The sequence below is a fragment of the Allobosea sp. genome, assembly GCF_017308075.1.
Classification (GTDB): domain Bacteria; phylum Pseudomonadota; class Alphaproteobacteria; order Rhizobiales; family Beijerinckiaceae; genus Allobosea.
Map to the genome: position 1 here is coordinate 90275 of NZ_JAFKFX010000027.1, position 19874 is coordinate 110148.

18 protein-coding genes are annotated in these 19874 nt (G+C 67.5%); 11 read left to right on the top strand and 7 right to left on the bottom strand.

From position 1 onward, the window contains the following. Positions 1-26: 26 nt before the first annotated feature. The 3 genes from J0J10_RS08555 to J0J10_RS08565 form a co-directional block, all read right to left on the bottom strand. The gene (locus tag J0J10_RS08555; RefSeq protein WP_291635764.1) at positions 27-500 is read right to left on the bottom strand and encodes a DUF992 domain-containing protein; all 474 of its coding nucleotides are present in this window, start codon (positions 498-500) and stop codon (positions 27-29) included. Between the two features lie 363 nt (positions 501-863). Continuing rightward, entirely contained in the window at positions 864-1691 is an 828-nt protein-coding gene (locus J0J10_RS08560; protein WP_366825130.1) for an extensin-like domain-containing protein, read from the bottom strand. 154 nt (positions 1692-1845) lie between these two features. Then, positions 1846-2640 carry a response regulator gene (locus J0J10_RS08565; RefSeq protein ID WP_291646096.1) on the bottom strand — a complete coding sequence of 265 codons (795 nt, stop codon included), beginning with the start codon at positions 2638-2640 and terminating at the stop codon, positions 1846-1848. 211 nt (positions 2641-2851) lie between these two features. Here J0J10_RS08565 and J0J10_RS08570 point away from each other — a divergent pair, with 211 nt between their 5' ends. The 3 genes from J0J10_RS08570 to J0J10_RS08580 are packed head-to-tail and all read left to right on the top strand — an operon-like array spanning position 2852 to position 5277. After that, positions 2852-3076 (top strand): NepR family anti-sigma factor, encoded by a 225-nt coding sequence (locus J0J10_RS08570; protein WP_291646097.1) that lies wholly within the window; start codon positions 2852-2854, stop codon positions 3074-3076. Further along, entirely contained in the window at positions 3063-3623 is a 561-nt protein-coding gene (locus J0J10_RS08575) for a sigma-70 family RNA polymerase sigma factor (RefSeq protein ID WP_291635773.1), read from the top strand. The genes J0J10_RS08570 and J0J10_RS08575 overlap by 14 nt, the downstream gene beginning before the upstream one ends. Before the next feature lies 1 nt (position 3624). After that, the gene (locus tag J0J10_RS08580) at positions 3625-5277 is read left to right on the top strand and encodes a histidine kinase dimerization/phosphoacceptor domain -containing protein (protein WP_291646098.1); all 1653 of its coding nucleotides are present in this window, start codon (positions 3625-3627) and stop codon (positions 5275-5277) included. Positions 5278-5603: 326 nt separating this feature from the next. On the opposite strand, the gene J0J10_RS08585 is transcribed toward J0J10_RS08580, so the two are convergent. Beyond that, a complete protein-coding gene (locus J0J10_RS08585) occupies positions 5604-5879 on the bottom strand; it encodes a hypothetical protein (RefSeq protein ID WP_291646099.1) in 276 nt (91 codons plus the stop codon). A gap of 108 nt (positions 5880-5987) precedes the next feature. Continuing rightward, positions 5988-7796, bottom strand: a complete 1809-nt coding sequence (locus J0J10_RS08590; protein WP_291646100.1) for an ABC transporter ATP-binding protein/permease — start codon at positions 7794-7796, stop codon at positions 5988-5990. A 184-nt stretch (positions 7797-7980) separates the two neighbouring features. On the opposite strand from J0J10_RS08590, the gene J0J10_RS08595 reads away from it, so the two are divergent. The 3 genes from J0J10_RS08595 (at position 7981) to J0J10_RS08605 (ending at position 10341) form a co-directional block, all read left to right on the top strand. Further along, positions 7981-8742 (top strand): Crp/Fnr family transcriptional regulator, encoded by a 762-nt coding sequence (locus tag J0J10_RS08595; protein ID WP_248310059.1) that lies wholly within the window; start codon positions 7981-7983, stop codon positions 8740-8742. Positions 8743-8863: 121 nt separating this feature from the next. Beyond that, positions 8864-9676 carry a class I SAM-dependent methyltransferase gene (locus J0J10_RS08600; RefSeq protein WP_291635783.1) on the top strand — a complete coding sequence of 271 codons (813 nt, stop codon included), beginning with the start codon at positions 8864-8866 and terminating at the stop codon, positions 9674-9676. Positions 9677-9780: 104 nt separating this feature from the next. Then, on the top strand, positions 9781-10341 hold the full coding sequence (locus J0J10_RS08605) for an NADPH-dependent FMN reductase (RefSeq protein WP_291646101.1): 561 nt from the start codon (positions 9781-9783) through the stop codon (positions 10339-10341). A 19-nt stretch (positions 10342-10360) separates the two neighbouring features. Here the strand turns inward: J0J10_RS08605 and J0J10_RS08610 are convergent, their stop codons facing one another. Further along, positions 10361-10876, bottom strand: coding sequence for a hypothetical protein (locus tag J0J10_RS08610; RefSeq protein WP_291646102.1), 516 nt, complete (start codon positions 10874-10876; stop codon positions 10361-10363). 139 nt (positions 10877-11015) lie between these two features. Here J0J10_RS08610 and recQ point away from each other — a divergent pair, with 139 nt between their 5' ends. Both recQ and gyrB read left to right on the top strand, forming a co-directional pair. Then, the gene (recQ, locus tag J0J10_RS08615) at positions 11016-12854 is read left to right on the top strand and encodes a DNA helicase RecQ (RefSeq protein ID WP_291646233.1); all 1839 of its coding nucleotides are present in this window, start codon (positions 11016-11018) and stop codon (positions 12852-12854) included. A gap of 118 nt (positions 12855-12972) precedes the next feature. Continuing rightward, a complete protein-coding gene (gene gyrB, locus J0J10_RS08620; RefSeq protein ID WP_291646103.1) occupies positions 12973-15396 on the top strand; it encodes a DNA topoisomerase (ATP-hydrolyzing) subunit B in 2424 nt (807 codons plus the stop codon). Positions 15397-15540: 144 nt separating this feature from the next. On the opposite strand, the gene J0J10_RS08625 is transcribed toward gyrB, so the two are convergent. Further along, positions 15541-16038, bottom strand: coding sequence for an Lrp/AsnC family transcriptional regulator (locus J0J10_RS08625; protein ID WP_291646104.1), 498 nt, complete (start codon positions 16036-16038; stop codon positions 15541-15543). A gap of 104 nt (positions 16039-16142) precedes the next feature. Between J0J10_RS08625 and J0J10_RS08630 the strand changes: the two genes are divergently transcribed. From J0J10_RS08630 to J0J10_RS08640, 3 genes are all read left to right on the top strand, one after another. Further along, positions 16143-17363: a diaminopropionate ammonia-lyase gene (locus J0J10_RS08630; protein WP_291646105.1), complete on the top strand. Its 1221-nt coding sequence runs from the start codon at positions 16143-16145 to the stop codon at positions 17361-17363. Continuing rightward, a complete protein-coding gene (locus J0J10_RS08635; protein WP_291646106.1) occupies positions 17363-18526 on the top strand; it encodes a M20 aminoacylase family protein in 1164 nt (387 codons plus the stop codon). Before J0J10_RS08630 ends, J0J10_RS08635 begins: the two co-directional genes overlap by 1 nt. Before the next feature lie 136 nt (positions 18527-18662). Beyond that, positions 18663-19670 (top strand): amino acid ABC transporter substrate-binding protein, encoded by a 1008-nt coding sequence (locus J0J10_RS08640; protein ID WP_291635797.1) that lies wholly within the window; start codon positions 18663-18665, stop codon positions 19668-19670. Positions 19671-19874 lie beyond the last annotated feature (204 nt).

Genomic DNA, 19874 nt, shown 5'->3' on the forward strand with positions numbered 1-19874 from the left:
AGCAAAAGGTAAGCACCGCGCGGCGTTCAGCGGCGGCGCGGAGTCTTGGTCAGGGTGAGCTCGAACTCGGTCACGCCGAGCGCGACATTGGCGCCGCGCTGCATCGACAGCGCCCGCGGCTCCAGCCGCACATCATTGTCGATGCTGCCGACCAGGGAGGGGCCGCTATTGGCCGGCCGGGCATAGCGGCCGTTGAGGGCACCGAGCGGAGCCCTGGCATAGGGGCCGTAGACGCGCCAGGCGATCAGGCTGCGGCCGACTGATTTGGGGTCGAGCGCGAAGCCGCGGATGACGCCGGCATAGGTCTGCAACGGCCCGCGACGCGGGCGGAAACGGCATTCGAGCGGACGCTGCGTCGCCACCGCCTGCGCAAGGCCGGTGCCGATCGTACAGGTCAGCCGGCCCGCCGGGGCACGGCTCTGCGCCGCTGCCGGGGTCGCGGCGAACGACAGTCCCGCGGCGGCGGCCAGCGCCGCGATGGCGCCGATCAATTGTCCCATTCGCGCTCTCCCATGCTTCGAAACGTCGCCTGAACGCCCCAATCGCTCCACAGTTCCCGAATAAACCGGAACCTCAATCCGGTGCTCGCGTTATGGGAACTGAGCAGTGGAAGCGCAAATGCCAAACCCTGACAATACGGATCGGGCTCCGATCTTTCCCGTGCCGCGCCTCCCGCGCGATCTTCCGCCATTCTGGGAGCTCGAACAACTTCTGAGCGCCGGTTATGCGCTGGAAAGCGCGCTCGCCGAGCTCGGGCGCCGCCGGGAGGCACTGAGCGCCGGGCAGTCGCGACCGGCTCTGGGCGGGCAGAGCGATGTCCAGGGGGATGTCTCGGGGCATCACGATCGCGTCATTGGCGGGGCTTACTGACAGAAGCGCGAGGATTTTGCACGGCGCTGCTGGATGTCGACATGCAGGTGATTGGCATGAGCTGCGTCGGCCCCCGGCCCCAGCACGGTCATGAAGGCGCCACAGGCCGATTGCCTGGCCGCGTCGACGAAGCGGCTCTGAACCAGCCCATCCGGCTTCTCAACTGACACCACCGGCCCGCCCTGCCGCTCCTCGCCGAGCTGGAAGGCGAAGATATCGAGCGCACGGCCGGTGGCATGCTCGCTCATCGGCGTCTGAGTCTGCCGGTTGCGGCGACGGCACTCATGTCCGCCTCCGACGCGCAGCTGCGTCAACTCCGTGCCGAATGCTCCACGCGCCAACGGCACCAGCGCCGTGTCGAACCAGACCGAGAGCGCGCGCGCCATCTCGCAGCTCAGCGTCGGCGGCGGGGTGAGGACGAGCGCGCCCGGCCCCTCCGGCCGCCGGACCGCGACCGCCTCGACGATCACCGGCTCGATGACCTGGCAGCCTTCGGCGGCCAGCGCCGCTGCGGGCGGCGCAGCGCGAATCCGGCTCCCGGCGACGCGTGTCAGCTCGGCGAGGCACGCTACGGCTTCAGGAGCCGAAGACGGTGGAACACCGGTGGGAGCAGCCCGCGGCTGCAGCGAAACGGATGGGGCAGCCGCAGGCGCGGGAGGCGTGTTCAGCTCTGCCGGGCGCGGCGGAGGCAGGCGAGCCGGCACCGGGCGCCCGGACGGCCCCTCACGCGGGACGGCAGTCGTGACGCCAGGGAAAAGCAAGGTCGCTGCGGCGGCCAGCGCCAGAGCGGCACGGGCCTGCCGCAAGGGCAGACCCTTCACGCGCCGAGAACCGCGTAGAACAGCGATGCCAGCGAAACCAGGGTTATCAGCGCTGCGAGCAGGGCCATGGCCATGCCGGTTCTCCTTCGCGTCGTCCGGACCTGGATAACGCGAAGCGGAGCCGGCTGGTTCCCGGCCCCGTCGACGGGCCGCTTCAAGCCGCCTTGCGGCCGGCGCGACGATCGAAGAACAGTGCCTGGCTGATCGCCGCCTTCACCGCCTCGGGCTGGAACGGCTTGGTGATCAGGAAGGCGGGCTCGGGCCGATCGCCGGTGAGCAGGCGTTCGGGATAAGCGGTGATGAAGATCACCGGCACATCGATAGAGCCGAGGATCTCGTTGACCGCGTCAAGGCCCGAGCTGCCATCGGCGAGCTGGATATCGGCAAGCACCAGGCCGGGGCGCTTCTTGGCGACGAGGGCGATCGCTTCGCGATGCGTGCGGGCGACGCCGGTGACGCGATGACCGAGCTCTTCGACCATCGTCTCGATGTCGAGGGCGATAATCGGCTCGTCCTCGATGATCAGGACATCAGTGGCGACCTGCTCGGCGATTTCCTGACCGGCCGACTGGACGAGGCCGGCCGCTTCCGCGCTCGATATCATCATGATCTCGCCAACCTCCTCGATCGAGAAGCCCTCGACGGTGCGCAGCAGGAAGGCCTGGCGCGGCCGCGGCGTCAGCGCATCGAGATTGCGCTCGACGGCAGAACGCTCGACATCCGCAGATGGTGCCATCTCGTTGAGCCCGACCGAGGACCAGAGCTGCAGAAAGACGCGGTACAGCCCGGGCTTGGGCGGGACGTCGCGCGGGAACGAGGCGGGATCGGCGACGAGCGCCTCCAGCGTCGCCACCACATAGGCGTCACCGCTCGCCTGCGTTCCGCTCAGAGCCCGTGCGAACCGGCGCAGATAGGGCAGGTGCGGTGCGATTTCCTTGGCGATGGACATAGTTCGACCCCCGTGAAAATTTGCCGGAAGAGAGCACCCAAGCTACTGTTCTGACAAGAAAATTATTTTTCTCATGAATTGGAACCTTTTCAATTCCGGTTCGTTATTGGGCCGAATAAGTGTCTTATCGGGGGCTGCCGTGCGTGAACCGAAATTTCACGCGCGGAGCGTGTGGGCGCAGCCGGCAGCGCGCCATAGGAGTAGAAAAACGATGCATACCATGAACTCCGATCTGCCGGAGAGAGACGAGGCCGACGCCGAATTCGAGACCGTGCTCGATCCGAAGGTGCAGGAATCGATCGGCCGCTCGCTCAAGGCCCATTACGACGACCTGATCAACGCGCCGATCCCCGACAAGTTTCTCGTGCTGCTGGCCCAGCTCGAAGCCACGGAACGCCGCCTGCCGACCGAGGGCGAGTCCGATGAGCGCCGATGATTTCAAGGACGGCCTGATCGCCGAAATTCCGAATCTGCGCGCTTTCGCGGCGTCGCTCTCCGGCTCGATGCAGCTCGCCGACGACCTGGTCCAGGACACCCTGCTCAAGGCCTGGGGCAATGCCGAGAAGTTCCAGCCGGGCACCAGCCTCAGGGCCTGGCTCTTCACCATCCTGCGCAACACCTATTACTCGCTCTACCGCAAGCGCGGCCGCGAGGTGCAGGACAGTGACGGCACCTATGCCGACCGGCTGGCGACCCATGGCAACCAGGAAAGCCATCTCGACCTCGCCGACTTCCGCAAGGCGCTGGCCAAGCTGCCGGAGGAGCAGCGCGAGGTTCTGATCATGGTCGGCGCCACCGGCCTGTCCTATGAGGAGACCGCGGAGATCTGCGGCGTCGCGATCGGTACGATCAAGAGCCGGGTCAATCGCGCCCGATCGAGGCTGGCGGAGCTTCTCTCGATCGGCGGCGTCGACGATCTCGGCCCGGATCACAGGATCACCGCTGCGGTGCAGCGGGCCGGCCCGGAAATCGTCAACGGGTGAAATGGCTCTCTCCCTGTTCAGGACTGTCCGGGGCCGCCTTCTGGCGCTGATGGTCGCGATCGCCCTGCCCATCGCCGCTTTGACGGCGGCGGCGGCGGTCTCGACCTACCGAACCGTGCTGGACGCGATCCAGATCTCGCAGGCGCGCGCAGCGGACGACTACGCCGTGCGGGCGCGCATCTGGTTTCGGGGCGCCCTGCGCGCCCTGCTCTCGACGAGCGCGACCGTCGCCGCGCTTCCGCCCGAATCGGCTTTCGACTGCCGGACGCTGGACGGCGTGCTGCGCAGCTCAGCCGGCTATCTGGCCCTGCATTTCACGATCCCTGGGCGGGGTGCCTGCTCGGTGTCGATCACGCCACAAATCAGCGCGGACGACCTCGCCCGGGTTTCGGCCGATATGCTGCGCAAGCCACGGGTGCCGATCTGGGGCGGTGTCGAGCTGTCCGAAGCGCGCTATGGCCGGGTCGAGCTGCACGGCCAGTCCTATCTCGCCATTCACACCCGCCGCCCCCCCGGAAGCGGTCCGGAAGAGGCCGCGCTGCTGCTGACCAGCACGGAATTGCTCAACAGCGCTTTCGAGCTCGGCACCGCCGATGCGGGATTGATCGTCGGCATGATCAGCCGCGGCAGCGGCGTGGTGATCCAGCGTGGCGGCAGCGATGGCGACGAGAGCTGGCTGCCGGAGGACGAGATCGTCCCCGACCAGATTCAACGCTGGCGCGGGACAAGCCGGGCCGGCGAGGCGCGCTCCTATGCCGCCAGGATGGTGGCGGCGCCGGACCTCTATGTCATCGCCAGCTTCGACCAGAGGGCGGAAAAAGCTGCGGCGACGCAATTCTACGGGCTGCTGCTGGCGCCGCTGCTGACGCTCGCCCTGCTCTGCATCGTCTATCTCAAGGCCGTCGACCAGCATTGCGTGCGCTGGCTGCGCGGCATCGAGACGGCGGCACGGGCGCGGCGCGCGGATGCCAGTGCCCGCGCTGTGATATCGAACGAGATGCCCGGCGACATTCGCAGCGTCGCCGAGGCCTTCAACACCATGGTCGACGAGCAGGAGGTCCGGCAGCGCAAGCTGCAGGCGGCGCTCGACGACAACCGCTTCCTGGTCCGCGAACTGCATCACCGCGTCAAGAACAGCCTGCAGGTGGTGCAGAGCTATATCGGCCTGACCAAGCGCGACCATCAGGGCGAGGCCAGGATCGCGCTCTCCGACGCCGAATGCCGCGTCCATGTGCTCTCCGCCGCCTACCGCTTCACGCTCGCCGATGGCGAGATGCAGCCGGTGCGCATCGACCTGTTCCTGGACGATGTCGTCGCCATGATCGCCAGCCTTGTGCGCTCCCGCTCGCAATCGGTTGTCGGCACGGTCGAGACCGAGGCCGCGCTGCCGATCGACCGCATCATTCCGCTCGGCTTCCTGATCGTCGACGTCGTCTCGCGGACCCTGCGTGCGGTGCCGGGGATCGGCATCGCCATCATGGTGACCGATCACGACGCGGAGACGATCGAGGTCGCGATCACGGCCGACCGGGAGACACCGCCGATCGCGCCGCCCCGGCTCTTCGCGGGGCTGCTGACCCAGGTCGAGGCGACCGAAATCGGTGCCGCGCAGGGCGCCAGCCTCGGCGTCTGGCGCATCCGCCACCGCAATTGATGGCGCGCAGCGCCCGCCCTTCCGCCGCCGGCGCAGGCCCGGCGACGGGCGCGATCGCGGTGGCCGCGCAGTGTCCATGACGCGCAGATCGGAGCAATCAGGCGGGCGGAGCAGCAGCTGCGGCCAGAAGGAAACCGAGTGCGCATGAAGCGATAGGGCCTGGCGGATGCGCGGATACATGCCCCGGGCAGCACTCTCCGGGCCGCCTGGATAGCGGACCCGGAGCGAACCGCATGACGCCATGGAAAAAGCCGCCTTGCGGCGGCTTCATGTTTCGGCGCTCGCTGCTACTACGCGCCAAGGAGACTGTGGTTCCCTCCGCCCGCTCAGCGCAGGACGGTGTCGCCCGACAGGCGGGCTTCCTGCTGCGACGTCGGAACCACGCGATGGGCGAGGTCACGGCGCGTCTCGGCCGGGTTCACGGCGGCGAGCTGGATGTCCGAGGGGATGCCGCGCTGGATCTTGGCCTCGGCGACCGCCTGCGAGCTCTCGCCGACACCGTTCTGAAGCGCGGCGCCGGTGGTCAGCGCGGTCACAACCAGCGCCATGGCGCCGAAGAAGGTGGCAGCGCGCTTGAGAGGGGCAAGGCTGGCGGTCGTCATCTTCGCTCTCCCGATTCGCATGGACCGCTCGCGGCGGCTTCGGTCTGTCAACCAGTTCGGGAGGGTTTTGTTCCAGGAAGAAGCGGAATCGCGCCCGCTTCAAATTTTTCAAGAGGTGCGGTCATTGGCGGCGATGCGCCCGCGGAAAAGGCGCCAGAGCGATTTTCCGAGGCGCTTCGAGGTCAGCTGCGCACCGGCCTGGCGCTTCTCCAGGGTGATCTTGCGGTCGTGGAAGTCCTCGAGGCCCGGCCTGTGGCCGACGCTGATGACGGTGGCCTCAGCGAGCTCCTCGTCGAGGAGGCCGAGCAACGAATTCTGGCTGTCCTCGTCGAGAGCGGACGTCGCCTCGTCCATGATGATGATGTCGGGCTTCTGGATCAGCAGACGCGCGAAGGCGACGCGCTGACGCTCGCCACCGGAAAGCGTCTGGTCCCAGCGCTCCTCCTCGTCGAGCCGCTTGGCGAGATAGGACAGGCCGCAGCGCTTCAAGGCGGCGACGACGACTTCGTCCGAGACCCTGCCCTCGGCCTCGGGATAGAGCAGCACGTCGCGCAAGGTGCCCATCGGCAGATAGGGCTTCTGCGGCACGAAGGCGAGGCGCTTGCCACGCGGCAGACCAATCGAGCCGGAACCCCAGGGCCAGAGCCCGGCGAGTGCCCGGATCAGCGTGCTCTTCCCCGAGCCGCTCTCGCCGGTGATCAGCACCTTCTCGCCGGGTTCGACCACCCCTGAGGTATCGGCGATGACGATGCGGCCATTGCTATGGGCGATCGAGAGGTTGTCGATATGGATGGCGCCGTCGGCGCTCTCGCCGAGCGTGATCTGCGTTTCGCCCTCCATGATCGTGCCGACATCCAGCGCCTCGAGCGCTTCAGCCAGTTCGTCGACGCGGGTGACGGAGGCGAACCATTCGGCGAGGCGGACGAAATTGTCGACGAACCAGATCAGCGCCGCCTGCACCGCGCTGAAGGCGGCCACAACCTGCATCACGGCGCCCAGCGTGATTTCGCCCGAGAGATATTTCGGCGCGATGAGGAGCAGCGGCACGATCGGGAAGAGCGCGCCATTGGTGTTGAGCACGATCGCGATGACGCCCTGCTGGCGGATGACGTTGAGCCAGGCGGCGACGACGCGGCCATAATTCTCGCCGACGGAGTCGCGCTCGTCGGCATCGCCCTTGATCAGGGCTATGCTCTCGGCATTCTCGCGCAGACGCGTCATCTCGGCCCGGAACTGCGCCTCCGCCTCGTTCTTGGCGGCGATGCGCGGGACCAGCGGCCGGCCGGCGAAATAGGCGGCGAGCGAGGCGATCACCGCATAGAGCACCGCCGCGAGCGCCATGTAGCTGGGGATTACGATCTCCGTGCCACCCAGGCTGAAGCGCGCCGAACCGGCGACCTGCCAGAGGATCGCCGCGAAGGTCGCGGCCGTCACCGCCGCGCTGATCAGCCCGATTGCGAACTCGACCAGGGGCTCGATGGCGAGCCTGACATCATCGGCGATGCGGTATTCGGGAACCGACTGCTCGCGCGTGATGAACTGCAGCCGGTAATAGCGCTGATCGGCAATCCACCAGCCGGCGATGTGACGGGTGAGCCATTCGCGCCAGCGTACCTGCAGGAGCATGCGGCCGACCACCAGGCAGGACAGGCTCAGGGCCGAGCCGAGGATGAGCAGCGGCAGCCAGGAGACCGCATACCAGACGCCGGCGAGATCGCGCTTTTCGAGCGCGTCGAAGAACAGCCGGTTCCAGCCGTTGACGCCGACCGCGGCTCCGAGCTGGGCCGCGACGAAGAACAGGACCAGTAGGGTCAGGGTCCAGGCGCGCAGGCGGCTCTCGCCCGTCCAGAACCGCAACGCGACGCGGAAGAACTGCCGCATGCGCGAACGCCGCGTCACGGTGGAGGTGTCGTTCATGCGGCCGGGCTCCAGATCGCCGCCAGCCCCCCCTACGACATTGCTAAGAGATGGCTTTCGCGGCAGAGAGGAAAACGCGAAGCCAGAGCGAGAGTTCCGGTCGCAGGCCGACGATATTGCGATGCACAAGCGCGATCGGCCACTTCGGCGAGATCGCAGACTGGAAGGCAGGGAAGCGAACCGCATGGTCATGGTCTCGACGACCAATCGAAACCGGACGGGCGTGCCCTGTCTCGCCTGCCCCTTGCGCCTCAAGCCCGCCTTCAAGGACAAGCCGGACGAGGAGGTCCGCTTCATCCAGACGATGAAGCTCGACCATCGCCAGTTGCCGGCCGGAACCGATATCATCCATCCCGGCCAGGAGGATGCCGAGCTCTACACGCTCTTCTCGGGCTGGGCCTTCCGCTATAAGTCGCTGCCGGACGGCCGCCGCCAGATCCTCAACTTCCTCTTGCCGGGCGATCTCGTCGGCCTGCAGGCCTCGCTCCTCAGCGCCGCGCAGCACGGCATCGAGTCGCTGACCGAGGTCGAGCTCTGCGTCTTCCCGCGCCGGCGCACCTATGAGCTGTTCGCCCGCATGCCCGCGCTCGCCTATGAGCTCGCCTGGCTCGGCTCGCGCGAGGAATCGCTGATCGACGAGAACCTGACCTCGGTCGGCCAGCGCAACGCCCAGGAGCGGATCGCCGCCTTGCTGATCTCGCTCTATCGCCGGGCCGATGCTCTCGGCCTCGTCAGCGAGGACAGTTTCGCCTTCCCGCTGACCCAGCAGCATCTCGCCGATGCGCTCGGCCTGTCGCTGGTCCACACCAGCAAGACCTGGTCGCGGCTGCGCCGGGCCGGGCTGTTCAGCCTTTCGGGAGGGCGCCTGAAGCTCCTCAACCCACGCCTGACCGAGCGTATCGCCCTGCTTTTCGAGAGCGAGCGCCGGCCGCGACCGCTGATCTGACGCGGCCGTCGGAAAAACCGCTGGATTCGTCGGACGCTTGACCCCATATGACAGCGGCGTAACGTCACAGCACTGTCGCGATCCCGGACGACCGGGGCCGCGACGCGCGCTCAGAGGTCCTATGGTCCACCCCGCTCCCGGCTCGCGGCCGCGCAACGCTTCTCTTGCCACGCGGCTCGGTCAGTCCTCGGTCGCAGCCCGGCTCGAGGACGAGATGCGCCTGACTGCCGCCGAACTGGCCGACAGCGTCGCCCAGGCCAGGCTGCGCGTGGCCGCGGCCCGCTACAAGGTCGAGGACGAGGTCCGCAACACCGCCGGCAAGCTGAAGACCCGCGTCCGCAAGGCTGCCGACGAAGCGCGCGCCAAGTTCGGCGACGATGCCCGCTTCCTGAAGTCCTGGATCGATTCGCCCGGCCGGACCGGCGCCGTCGCACCCTCGAGCCCCTTCCTCGCCAAGCGCATGGCTTCCTATGTCGACCCGCAGGTCGAAGGGCCGGTGGTCGAGATCGGCCCCGGCACCGGGCCGGTCACCGAGGCGCTGATCGCCCGCGGCATCGACGAATCCCGCCTGGTTCTGGTCGAGTTTGCTCCCGAATTCTGCGAGCTGCTGCGCAAGCGCTTCCCACGCGCCACCATCGTCGAGGGCGACGCCTATGCGCTGTCGACGACGCTGCAGGGCCATCTCGGCGAGAAGGCGAGCGCAGTGGTCTCCAGCCTGCCGCTGTTCAACCGTCCGCCGGTGGAACGCTCGGCGCTGGTCAACGACGCCTTCGACAATGTGCTCCAGCCCGGCGCGCCCTTCATCCAGTTCACCTATGCGATGGTCTCACCGATCACCCGCAAGGGCTCCGGGCTGAAGTCCCAGGTTTCCGACTGGGTGCTGCGCAACATTCCGCCGGCGCGCGTCTGGGTCTATCGCCGCGCCAAGCCCTGATGTTTGACGGGCCCTGAGTCTTCCTTCCTTCGCATCGCGAGGGCAAGCTGACGGCAAACGCGCCGCTCAGCGCGCCTGCCCTTTCGCCTCTGCCGGAGCCCATCATGCCAAGAATCCTCGTCTTCGCCGGTTCCTGGCGGCCGGGCTCGATGAACACGCGGCTCGCGACCCTGGTGGCCAAGAAGCTCGCCGCGGCCGGCGCCGAGGTGACGCAGATCTCGCTCGGCGATTATCCCCTGCCGCTGATCGACGCCCGTGCCTTCGACAACGACCCGCCGGCCGAGGCGAAAGCGCTCGCCGCGCTGGTCGAGGCGCATGACGGACTCTTCATCGTCAGCCCGGAATACAATGCCGGCTACCCACCGGCGCTGAAGAACGCGCTCGACTGGATCAGCATCGTCCGCTCGGGCGGGCCGGGCCTGCGCGGCAAGGTCGTGGCGCTGGGCGGCGCCTCCGCCGGGTCGCTCGGGACCTATCGCTGCCTGACTCAGCTGCGCACCGTGCTCGAACTCGGCTTCGGCGCGCTGCTCGTGCCGGAAATGCTCGCCGTCGCCGGCGCCGACAAGGCCTATGGCGAGGATGGCGAGCTCAGCGACCGTCGTACCGCCGGCTTCCTCGACAAGGTCATCGCACGGCTGATCAAGGTCGCCGCGATGCATCCCTGACCGACAGGCGGGCGGCGAGCTATTCCAGCCGGCACGGTCCGGCGGCCGGCGAAAGCCGCCAGACGCCGTCATCGGGCTTCGCCGGAATCCGGACCGCCCCGTCGGCGATCTCCTCGGCATCGTAGGGATCGGGATTGGCGGTGATCCCGGCATTGCGGATGTCGAGCGCCCCGTTCGGGCCGCGCTCGATTCGCCAGCTGCCTGCATCCCATTCCGGCCGGCAGAGCAGGCCCTGCCCGGCAGCCTTGCAAAAGCCGCCGAGCTGATAGTCGAAGCCCTGGTCCGGCTTCACGCGCTCGCGCAGATTGATGTGGAGCATGACATAGACGCTGCCGCCCTCTCCCGGCTGCCAATTCTCCGCCGCATGCAGCAGGCGGATCCTCGCGACCTTCTGGCGCGGATGCTTGGCGAGATGGGCCGCATCATAGCTGCGCTCCCAGCAGGCATTCACTTTCGGTGGCAATTCGCGCTCCAGCGGGCGGGCCTGGACGGCAGGTGCAGCGAGCAGAAGAAGGAAGGCGAAGGCAAGGCGCATGGCTGGCTCTCCCGGCATGGCTCGCAGCGGCCGCCAGCGTCGCGCGCGGCCGCCCGGCGATCAAGCGGGCTTTGCCGTCGTCGGGGATGATTTCGCGCCACGGCTGGCCTTCCGGCCGCAAATCCGGCACATCCGGGCGATGTCGTCGCCCAGCGAATCAAAAGCCCGCGCGATCCTGAAGTCGGTCTTCGGCTATGATGATTTCCGCCCTGGACAATGGGAGGTCATCGAAGCCGCTTTGTCCGGCCGCGACGTCTTCGCGGTGATGCCGACCGGCTCGGGCAAGTCGATGTGCTACCAGCTGCCGGCGCTGGTCGCAGGCGGGCTGACCCTGGTCGTCTCGCCGCTGATCGCACTGATGCGCGACCAGGTCGGGCAACTCGTCCGCGCCGGCGTGCCGGCCGCCTCGCTCAACTCGATGAACAGCGAGGAGGAGGCGGCGGCCGCCTGGGACCGGCTCAATGCCGGCGAACTGCGCCTGCTCTTCGTCTCGCCGGAACGCCTCGCCGGAGAGGGGCTGGTCGGGCGCCTGCGCCGGCTCGGCGTGACCCGGCTCGCCATCGACGAGGCGCATTGCGTCTCGCAATGGGGCCACGACTTCCGGCCGGAGTACCGTCTGCTCTCCAAGGTCCGCGAGGCGCTCGGCAATGTCCCGGTAACGGCCCTGACCGCCACGGCAGACCGCCAGACCCAGGCCGACATCGCCCAGCAGCTCTTCCCGCAGCCGCCGCATATGGTGGTGCACTCCTTCGACCGGCCGAACCTCAAGCTCGCCTTCGCGCCGAAGGACCAGCCGCGCCGGCAGATCGCCGATTTCCTCAAGGTTCATCGCGGCGGCTCGGGCATCGTCTACTGCTCATCGCGCGGCCGCACCGAGCGCCTAGCGGAAGGCCTGCGCGAGAAGGGCTACAAGGCCTACGCCTACCATGCCGGGCTGGAACAGGCCGAGCGCAACCGCAACCAGGACATCTTCCTGCAGGAGGACGGCGTCGTCGTCTGCGCCACCATCGCCTTCGGCATGGGCATCAACAAGCCCGATGTCCGCTTCGTCGTCCATGCCGACATGCCGGGCTCGATCGAGGGCTATTATCAGGAGATCGGCCGCGCCGGGCGCGACGGCCTGCCAGCCGACACGCTGACCCTCTACGGCGTCGACGACATGGCGCTGCGCCGCCGCCAGATCGAGGAGAAGGCGATCGACGAGGAGCGCCGCCGGATCGAGCACAAGCGCCTCAACGCCATGATCGATCTGTGCGAATCGGCGCTCTGCCGGCGCAGCGCGCTGCTCTCCTATTTCGGCGAGGACACCCCGCCCTGCCGCCACGGGAATGCGCCGTTCCGCTGCGACCTCTGCGGCCCGGAGGCGCCGGAACTCGCCGATGCGACGCTCGATTCGCGAAAACTGCTCTCGGCGGTGGCGCGCTCCGGCCAGCGCTACGGCGCCGGCCATCTCGCCGACATCCTGACCGGCACGGCGACCGAGGCGATCCGCCGCCAGAACCATGACGGGCTGAAGACCTTCGGAGTCGGCTCCGACAAGCCGAAGAGCGCCTGGACGGCGCTGACCCGAAAGCTCTTCGCCGCCGGCGCGCTGGCCGAGGCCAGCACCGAACATGGCGGCTTCTGCCTGACGGAGAAGGGCGAGGACATCCTGTTCGGACGCGAGCCGATCGCACTCAGGATCGACCCGCATGCCGAGCGGCGGGCACGGCGCGGCGCGCGCGAGGCGGCCCGGGCCGACGGGCTCGACGGCGACACCGCCGCGCTGTTCGAGCATCTGCGCCAGCTGCGCCTGACGCTCGCCCGCGAGGAAGGCGTCGCCGCCTATATCATCTTCACCGACCGGACGCTGATCGCCATGGCGCGCGAGCGGCCGCTCGGGCTCGAGGAGATGCGCGGCATCGAGGGCGTCGGCGAGCGCAAGCTCAGCCAGTATGGCGAGGCTTTCCTCGACGCGATCTCGACATTCTCTGGCTAATGCGGCGCTTCCCGCGTACGTACGCACGCGCACGTGAAAAAGCCATCCTGAACCCCTATATTCTCCAGACGAATCAAGATCATCGCGGGCGCGTGCTCGCCCGCCGAAGGACCCCGACATGAGCGATGCCGCCCGCGACCTCGAGGACGCCGCCTATGGCGCCGATTCCATCAAGGTTCTCAAAGGCCTGGATGCGGTGCGCAAGCGCCCCGGCATGTATATCGGCGACACCGATGACGGTTCCGGCCTGCACCACATGGTCTACGAGGTCGTCGACAACGCCATCGACGAGGCGCTGGCAGGGCATGCCGACCTCGTCACGGTGACGCTGAACGCCGATGGCTCGGTAACCGTCAGCGACAATGGCCGCGGCATCCCGACCGATATCCACAGCGAGGAAGGCATCTCGGCGGCCGAGGTCATCATGACCCAGCTCCATGCCGGCGGTAAGTTCGACCAGAACTCCTACAAGGTCTCGGGCGGCCTGCACGGCGTCGGCGTTTCCGTGGTCAACGCGCTTTCGGTCTCGCTCAAGCTCAGGATCTGGCGCGGCGGGAACGAGCATTTCATCGAGTTCCGCCATGGCGAAGCGGTCGCGCCGCTCGCCGTCGTCGGCCCGGCCGGCGACAAGCGCGGCACGGAGGTGACCTTCCTGCCGTCGCAGGAGACCTTCACCATGGTGGAGTTCGACTTCAAGACGCTGGAACACCGGCTGCGCGAGCTCGCCTTCCTGAACTCCGGCGTGCGCATCGTGCTGACCGATGCACGCCATGCCGAGGTCGTGCGCGAAGAGCTGATGTATGAGGGCGGCGTCGAGGCCTTCGTGCGCTATCTCGACCGGGCCAAGTCGCCGGTGATCGACAAGCCGATCATGCTCACCTCGGAGAGGGACGGGATCACGGTCGATGTCGCGCTCTGGTGGAACGACAGCTACCACGAGAACGTGCTCTGCTTCACCAACAACATCCCGCAGCGCGACGGCGGCACGCATCTCGCCGGCTTCCGCGCCGCGCTGACGCGCCAGGTCACCGGCTATGCCGAGAGCTCCGGCATCTCGAAGAAGGAGAAGGTCTCGCTCACCGGCGATGATTGCCGCGAAGGCCTGACCGCGATCGTCTCGGTCAAGGTTCCCGATCCGAAATTCTCCTCGCAGACCAAGGACAAGCTGGTCTCCTCGGAAGTCCGTCCGGTGGTCGAGAACGTCGTCAACCAGGCGCTGGCGACCTGGCTGGAGGAGCATCCGAACGAGGCCAAGACCATCGTCGGCAAGGTCGCCGAGGCCGCAGCCGCACGCGAAGCCGCACGCAAGGCCCGCGACCTCACCCGCCGCAAGGGCGCACTCGATATCGCGTCTCTCCCAGGCAAACTAGCTGATTGCCAAGAGAGGGACCCCGCCAAATCCGAGCTCTTCATCGTCGAGGGTGACTCGGCCGGCGGCTCAGCCAAGCAGGGCCGCGCCCGCGAATACCAGGCGGTCCTGCCGCTCCGCGGCAAGATCTTGAACGTCGAGCGGGCGCGCTTCGACAAGATGCTCTCCTCCGACCAGGTCGGGACGCTGATCACGGCGCTCGGCGCCGGCATCGGCCGCGAGGAGTTCAACATCGAGAAGCTGCGCTACCACAAGATCATCATCATGACGGACGCCGACGTCGACGGCGCCCATATCCGTACGCTGCTCCTGACCTTCTTCTACCGGCAAATGCCGGAGGTGATCGAGCGCGGCCATCTCTTCATCGCCCAGCCGCCGCTCTACAAGGCGGCGCGCGGCAAGTCGCAGACCTATCTCAAGGACGAGCGCGCGCTCGAGGACTACCTCGTCGACTCCGCGCTCGACGGCGCCGTCTTCCGCACGGGCGACGGCAGCGAACGCGCCGGCCCCGATCTGCGCGCCCTGATCGAGGAAGCGCGCAGCGTGCGCCACACCCTGTCGCAATTGCATTCGCGCTATGACCGCCGCGTCGTCGAGCAGACCGCGATCGCCGGCGTGCTGCGCCCGCAGGACGGCCAGAGCGAGGCCGAGCTCGAGGAGGCCGCAGCCTATGTCGCGCGCCGGCTCGACGCGATCTCGGACGAGATCGAGCGCGGCTGGGAGGGCAAGGTTGCCGATGGCGGCTTCGTCTTCTCGCGGCTGGTGCGCGGCGTTAAGCAGGTCGCGACGCTCGATGCCGGCCTGCTCGCCAGCGCCGAGGCGCGCCGGCTCGATGCCGCCGGCGCCTCGCTGCAGGAAGCCTATGCCAAGCCGGGCGTGCTCAGCCGCAAGGGCGACGACCACATCGTCAACGGTCCGAGCGACCTGTTCGACGCGGTCAACGCCATCGGCAAGAAGGGCGTTTCGCTGCAGCGCTACAAAGGTCTCGGCGAAATGAACCCGGACCAGCTCTGGGAGACGACGCTCGACCGCGACGTACGCTCGCTGCTGCGCGTCAAGAACGACCAGAACGACGAGGCCGACGATCTTTTCGTCAAGTTGATGGGCGACGTGGTCGAGCCGCGCCGCGAGTTCATCCAGACCAACGCGCTCAACGCCACGGTCGACACCTGAGCCACCGAAAACTGCCCGCCACCTCGCTGGATCGCGCCGCATTCGGACAGCACCGTCCAAATGCGGCGTGATCGCTTTCAATAGCGTCGGGCATGCCCGGCGCACAAAACCTCCAGGCTTCGATCAAGGCACGAGGTCGCGCGGTCACGCCGGATGCGCCAGCGGAACCGTCAGGCCGACCTTCACGCGGTCCATCGCGACGAAGGTGCGGAACTTGCGGACATTGTTGTTCTCGAAGAACAGGTTGCGCGTCAGCGCTTCGTAAGCGGCCATGCTGGGCACGACGACCACCAGGATAAAATCGGCCTCGCCGGTGACATAGTAGCATTGCTGCACCGCTTCTGCGGCCGTGAATTCGCGCTTAGCCGCGTCGATATCCTGAGCCGTCTCGCTGACGAGCTCGACTTCCACGAAGAGCGTTATCGCCTGGCCGACAGCCGCCGGTTCGATGACCGCGACATTCGCCCGGATCACACCGGCCTGCTCCAGCCGCTTGATCCGGCGCTGGACGGCCGGAGCCGACAGGTTGACCGCCTCCCCGATCACCCGTTGCGGCGTCGTGTTGTCGCGCTGCAGGATGCGCAGGATGGCGATGTCGAAGCTGTCGAGGGTCAGCGAGGCGGACGATACGAGCCTGGTCAATCGGCGCTCCGATGAAACAAACTTGCATTTGAAGCGCGCGATTGCAGCGCTCCTTGCGCGCCCGATTTAATATCTTTGCGCCGTCATCAAAGGCAAGGACGGCGATGTTCCTTCTCAACCAGCACCCTGATCATGGCGGGCAGCTCGCCCCTGTCGACGCGGAAACGCTTGGCGTCGCCGCTGCGGACGAGGTCGAGCGCTTCCTGTCCCACCGGCAAAATCACGCGATCACGCCGCTCCATCTCCTCCCCGGACTCGCTGCCGAGCTCGGCATCGGCGAGCTCGCGGTGAAGGATGAGGGTCAGCGGCTCGGCCTCGGCAGCTTCAAGGCGCTGGGCGGTGCCTATGCCGTCATACGGCTCGTGCTCGAAGAGGCGACGAAGCGCCTCGGCCGCCCCGTCGATGTCGCGGAACTGCATGCGCCCGAGGTCGCGGCGGTCGCGGCCAGCATGAGTTTCGCCTGCGCGACGGACGGCAATCACGGACGCTCGGTGGCGCAGGGTGCGGCGCTCGTCGGCGCAAGAGCGGTGATCTTCGTGCATGGCGGGGTCAGCGACGAGCGCGTCGCGGCGATCGCCCGTTTCGGCGCCGAGATGCGCCGGGTGGCCGGGACCTATGACGATTCGGTTCTGGAAGCCTCGCGCGTGGCGAAGAAGCAGGGCTGGACCGTCGTCTCGGACACCTCCTGGCCGGGCTATGAGCGGATTCCCGGTCTCGTGATGCAGGGCTACACGGTGATCGTGCGCGAGGCCCTGAAACAGCTCGACCATCCTCCGACGCATGTCTTCGTCCAGGCCGGGGTCGGCGGGATCGCCGCGGCGCTCGCGGCCCATCTCGCCCTCGCTCTCGGCGACCGGCGGCCGATCTTCGTCGTCGTCGACCCGGCCCGCGCCGCCTGCATCGTCGAGACCGCGAAGGCCGGCCAACCGGTCAAGGTCGCGCACGGCGAACCGACGGTGATGGCGATGCTCGAATGCTATGAGCCGTCTCCCATCGCCTGGCGCGTGCTGTCGCGCGTCGCCGACGCGTTCATGACGGTCGAGGATGCCGACGCGGTCGCCGTGATGAATCGCTTGGCCCGCCCCTCGGCCGGCGACCCGGCGATTGTCGCCGGCGAGAGCGGCGGGGCCGGCCTCGCCGGGCTTCGCCGCGCCGCGGCCGATCCGGCGATACGCGCCGCGCTGCGGCTCGACGCCTCGTCGCGCGTCCTCGTCGTCAACACCGAAGGCGCGACCGATCCCGGCCGCTACGAAGTCCTCGTCGGACTTTCGCCGGGTGCGGTAGGCTCATCCAACCCGATGTCAGCGCGACAAGGCGGCTTCTGATGGCCAAGCTCGATCACGGCATCCTCCAGGGTGAAATGACGGGCTGGCGCCGCCAGCTGCATGCCAATCCCGAATTCGGCTTCGAGGAGAAGCGGACCGCGGCTTTCGTCGCCGCCAAGCTGCGCGAATTCGGCCTCGACGATGTCACTGAGGGCATCGGCGGGACCGGCGTGGTCGGGACTCTGAAGCGCGGCAGCGGCAACCGCTCGATCGCCTTGCGGGCCGATATGGACGCGCTGCGCATCACCGAGCAGGGCGACCATGCCCATCGCTCGCGCTCGCCCGGAATCATGCATGCCTGCGGCCATGACGGCCATACGACGATGCTTCTGGGGGCCGCCAAGCTGCTCGCCGAGGAAGGCGGCTTCGACGGCACGGTGCGCTTCCTGTTCCAGCCGGCCGAGGAATGGGGCAAGGGCGCGCTCGCCATGCTGGCCGACGGGCTGCTCGAACGCTTCCCCTTCGAGGAGATCTACGGGCTGCACAATGCCCCGGGCCTCGCGATCGGGCGGTTCCAGACGCGGGCCGGCCCGTTCATGTCGGCCGAGGACAATTTCGAGATCGTGCTCAGGGGCGTCGGCGGCCATGCCGCGCGCCCGCATTCGGGCAATGAGGTCCTGGTCGCAGCCTGCGCGCTCGTCACCAATCTCCAGACCATCGTCGCGCGCCGTCTGAGCCCGACGGATATCGGCGTCGTCTCGGTGACCGAACTGCTGACGGACGGAACGCGCAACGCCCTGCCCGGTCTGGCGCGCATTCTCGGCGATGCCCGCAGCTTCCGCCCCGAGATCAGCGCGGCGATCGAGAAACAGATGGGCGTGATCGTCGCGGGCACGGCGCTGGCCTACAATGTCACCGCCGAGCTGAGCTATACGCGCGAATTCGTGCCGCTGGTGAATGACGAGGCGCTGGTGCAGGAGGCACTCACCGCCGCCCGCACGGTGTTCGGGGATGACGGCGTCGCCGTCGCGCGCGAGCCGATGACCGGCTCGGAGGACTTCGCGCGCTTTCTCGAGCATGTCCCGGGCTGTTTTGCCTATGTCGGCAATGGCGAAGCGTCCTCGCCGCTGCACAACCCGACCTATGATTTCGACGATGAGGGCCTGATCCACGGCGCGCGCTTCCACGCCGCGATCACGCGCCAGCGCCTTCGTCCGGCATAGGCCACCAGCCGTCCGCCGATGCCGCACGCTGCCGCCTCGCCGGAGGCGCCGGCGCGGCAGCGTGCGGGCGGTAGCGCCACGCTTTGCGCAGATGACCCCATAGAAAAACAAGCAACGACAATCGGAGGATCGAACGATGAGAGCTATTACAGCCGCAGCAATTCTTGTGGCGACGATGTCCGGTGCCGCGAACGCCAGCACCCTCGAGAACGTAACCAAGCGCGGCACGCTCAAATGCAGCTCGTCGGTCGGCACGCCCGGCTTCGCCATCCCCGACAAGAGCGGCAAATATGTCGGCCTCGACATCGATTTCTGCCGGGCCATCGCCTCGGCGATCTTCGGCGACCCCGACAAGATCTCGATCGTCCCGCTGAGCCCCGCAGCGCGTTTCACAGCGCTTCAGACCGGCGAGGTCGATGTGCTGTTCAACACGACCACCTGGACCCTGGGCCGGGAAGCAACCAACGGCATCCTGTTCGCAGGCGTGAACTATTATGACGGTCAGGGCATCATGGTGCGTTCCGGGGAAGTCCAGAGCGCCAAGGAACTCAACGGCGCGACGATCTGCACCAATCAGGGCTCGACCACCGAACTGAACCTGACCGACTTCTTTCGCATCAATAAGCTCAAGAACGAGATCGTCGCCTATTCCTCGCAGGAAGAGGCCGCCCAGGCCTACCAGGCCGGCCGCTGCGATGCGTTCAGCTCCGACCGTTCGGTCCTCTATGCGTTCCGGACCAAGCTCACCGAGCCCGAGAAGCACACGATCCTGAACGAGACGCTCTCCAAGGAGCCGCTCGGCCTAGCCGTCCGGCAGGGCGACGACCAATGGTACAACATCGTCAAATGGGCCGCCCATGCCCTGCATGCCGCCGAGGAATTCGGCCTGACCTCGGCCAATATCGCGGAAACCGCGAGCACCACGGCCAATCCGAACATCCTCCGACTCATCGGCAAGGAAGGAAAGCTCGGCGACGCGCTCGGCCTGCCGAATGAGTGGGCCTACAATATCGTCCTGAAGGTCGGCTCCTATGCCGAGGTCTTCGAGCGGAACATCGGCAAGGACAGCCCGCTCAAGATCAAGCGCGGCATCAACGCATCATGGAAGGACGGCGGTCTGCACTACGCCCCGCCGATCCGCTGACACCCAAGCTCACAGCGCGGCGAGGAAGCGACTGCTTCAGCCGTAACGATCTCGCCGGCGGCTCGCCGCCGGCGAGATTTGCTTTCGTCTGGCGTCGAGCGCCAGCCTGGTTGCTGCGGCCACGATGACGATCCCCCGGAGCGAGCCGAACGGGCGAATTTGTTGAGCGCGCGATCTGAGGGTATGGGAGGCGGGACCAGGCGC

What these genes read in the sequence shown, in the direction of transcription:
- J0J10_RS08555 (WP_291635764.1), bottom strand. Translation starts at nt 500, where the DNA reads ATGGGACAATTGATCGGCGCCATCGCGGCGCTGGCCGCCGCCGCGGGA.
- J0J10_RS08565 (WP_291646096.1), bottom strand. Translation starts at nt 2,640, where the DNA reads ATGTCCATCGCCAAGGAAATCGCACCGCACCTGCCCTATCTGCGCCGG.
- J0J10_RS08570 (WP_291646097.1), top strand. Translation starts at nt 2,852, where the DNA reads ATGCATACCATGAACTCCGATCTGCCGGAGAGAGACGAGGCCGACGCC.
- J0J10_RS08575 (WP_291635773.1), top strand. Translation starts at nt 3,063, where the DNA reads ATGAGCGCCGATGATTTCAAGGACGGCCTGATCGCCGAAATTCCGAAT.
- J0J10_RS08580 (WP_291646098.1), top strand. Translation starts at nt 3,625, where the DNA reads ATGGCTCTCTCCCTGTTCAGGACTGTCCGGGGCCGCCTTCTGGCGCTG.
- J0J10_RS08585 (WP_291646099.1), bottom strand. Translation starts at nt 5,879, where the DNA reads ATGACGACCGCCAGCCTTGCCCCTCTCAAGCGCGCTGCCACCTTCTTC.
- J0J10_RS08590 (WP_291646100.1), bottom strand. Translation starts at nt 7,796, where the DNA reads ATGAACGACACCTCCACCGTGACGCGGCGTTCGCGCATGCGGCAGTTC.
- J0J10_RS08595 (WP_248310059.1), top strand. Translation starts at nt 7,981, where the DNA reads ATGGTCATGGTCTCGACGACCAATCGAAACCGGACGGGCGTGCCCTGT.
- J0J10_RS08600 (WP_291635783.1), top strand. Translation starts at nt 8,864, where the DNA reads ATGGTCCACCCCGCTCCCGGCTCGCGGCCGCGCAACGCTTCTCTTGCC.
- J0J10_RS08605 (WP_291646101.1), top strand. Translation starts at nt 9,781, where the DNA reads ATGCCAAGAATCCTCGTCTTCGCCGGTTCCTGGCGGCCGGGCTCGATG.
- J0J10_RS08610 (WP_291646102.1), bottom strand. Translation starts at nt 10,876, where the DNA reads ATGCGCCTTGCCTTCGCCTTCCTTCTTCTGCTCGCTGCACCTGCCGTC.
- recQ (WP_291646233.1), top strand. Translation starts at nt 11,016, where the DNA reads ATGTCGTCGCCCAGCGAATCAAAAGCCCGCGCGATCCTGAAGTCGGTC.
- gyrB (WP_291646103.1), top strand. Translation starts at nt 12,973, where the DNA reads ATGAGCGATGCCGCCCGCGACCTCGAGGACGCCGCCTATGGCGCCGAT.
- J0J10_RS08630 (WP_291646105.1), top strand. Translation starts at nt 16,143, where the DNA reads ATGTTCCTTCTCAACCAGCACCCTGATCATGGCGGGCAGCTCGCCCCT.
- J0J10_RS08635 (WP_291646106.1), top strand. Translation starts at nt 17,363, where the DNA reads ATGGCCAAGCTCGATCACGGCATCCTCCAGGGTGAAATGACGGGCTGG.
- J0J10_RS08640 (WP_291635797.1), top strand. Translation starts at nt 18,663, where the DNA reads ATGAGAGCTATTACAGCCGCAGCAATTCTTGTGGCGACGATGTCCGGT.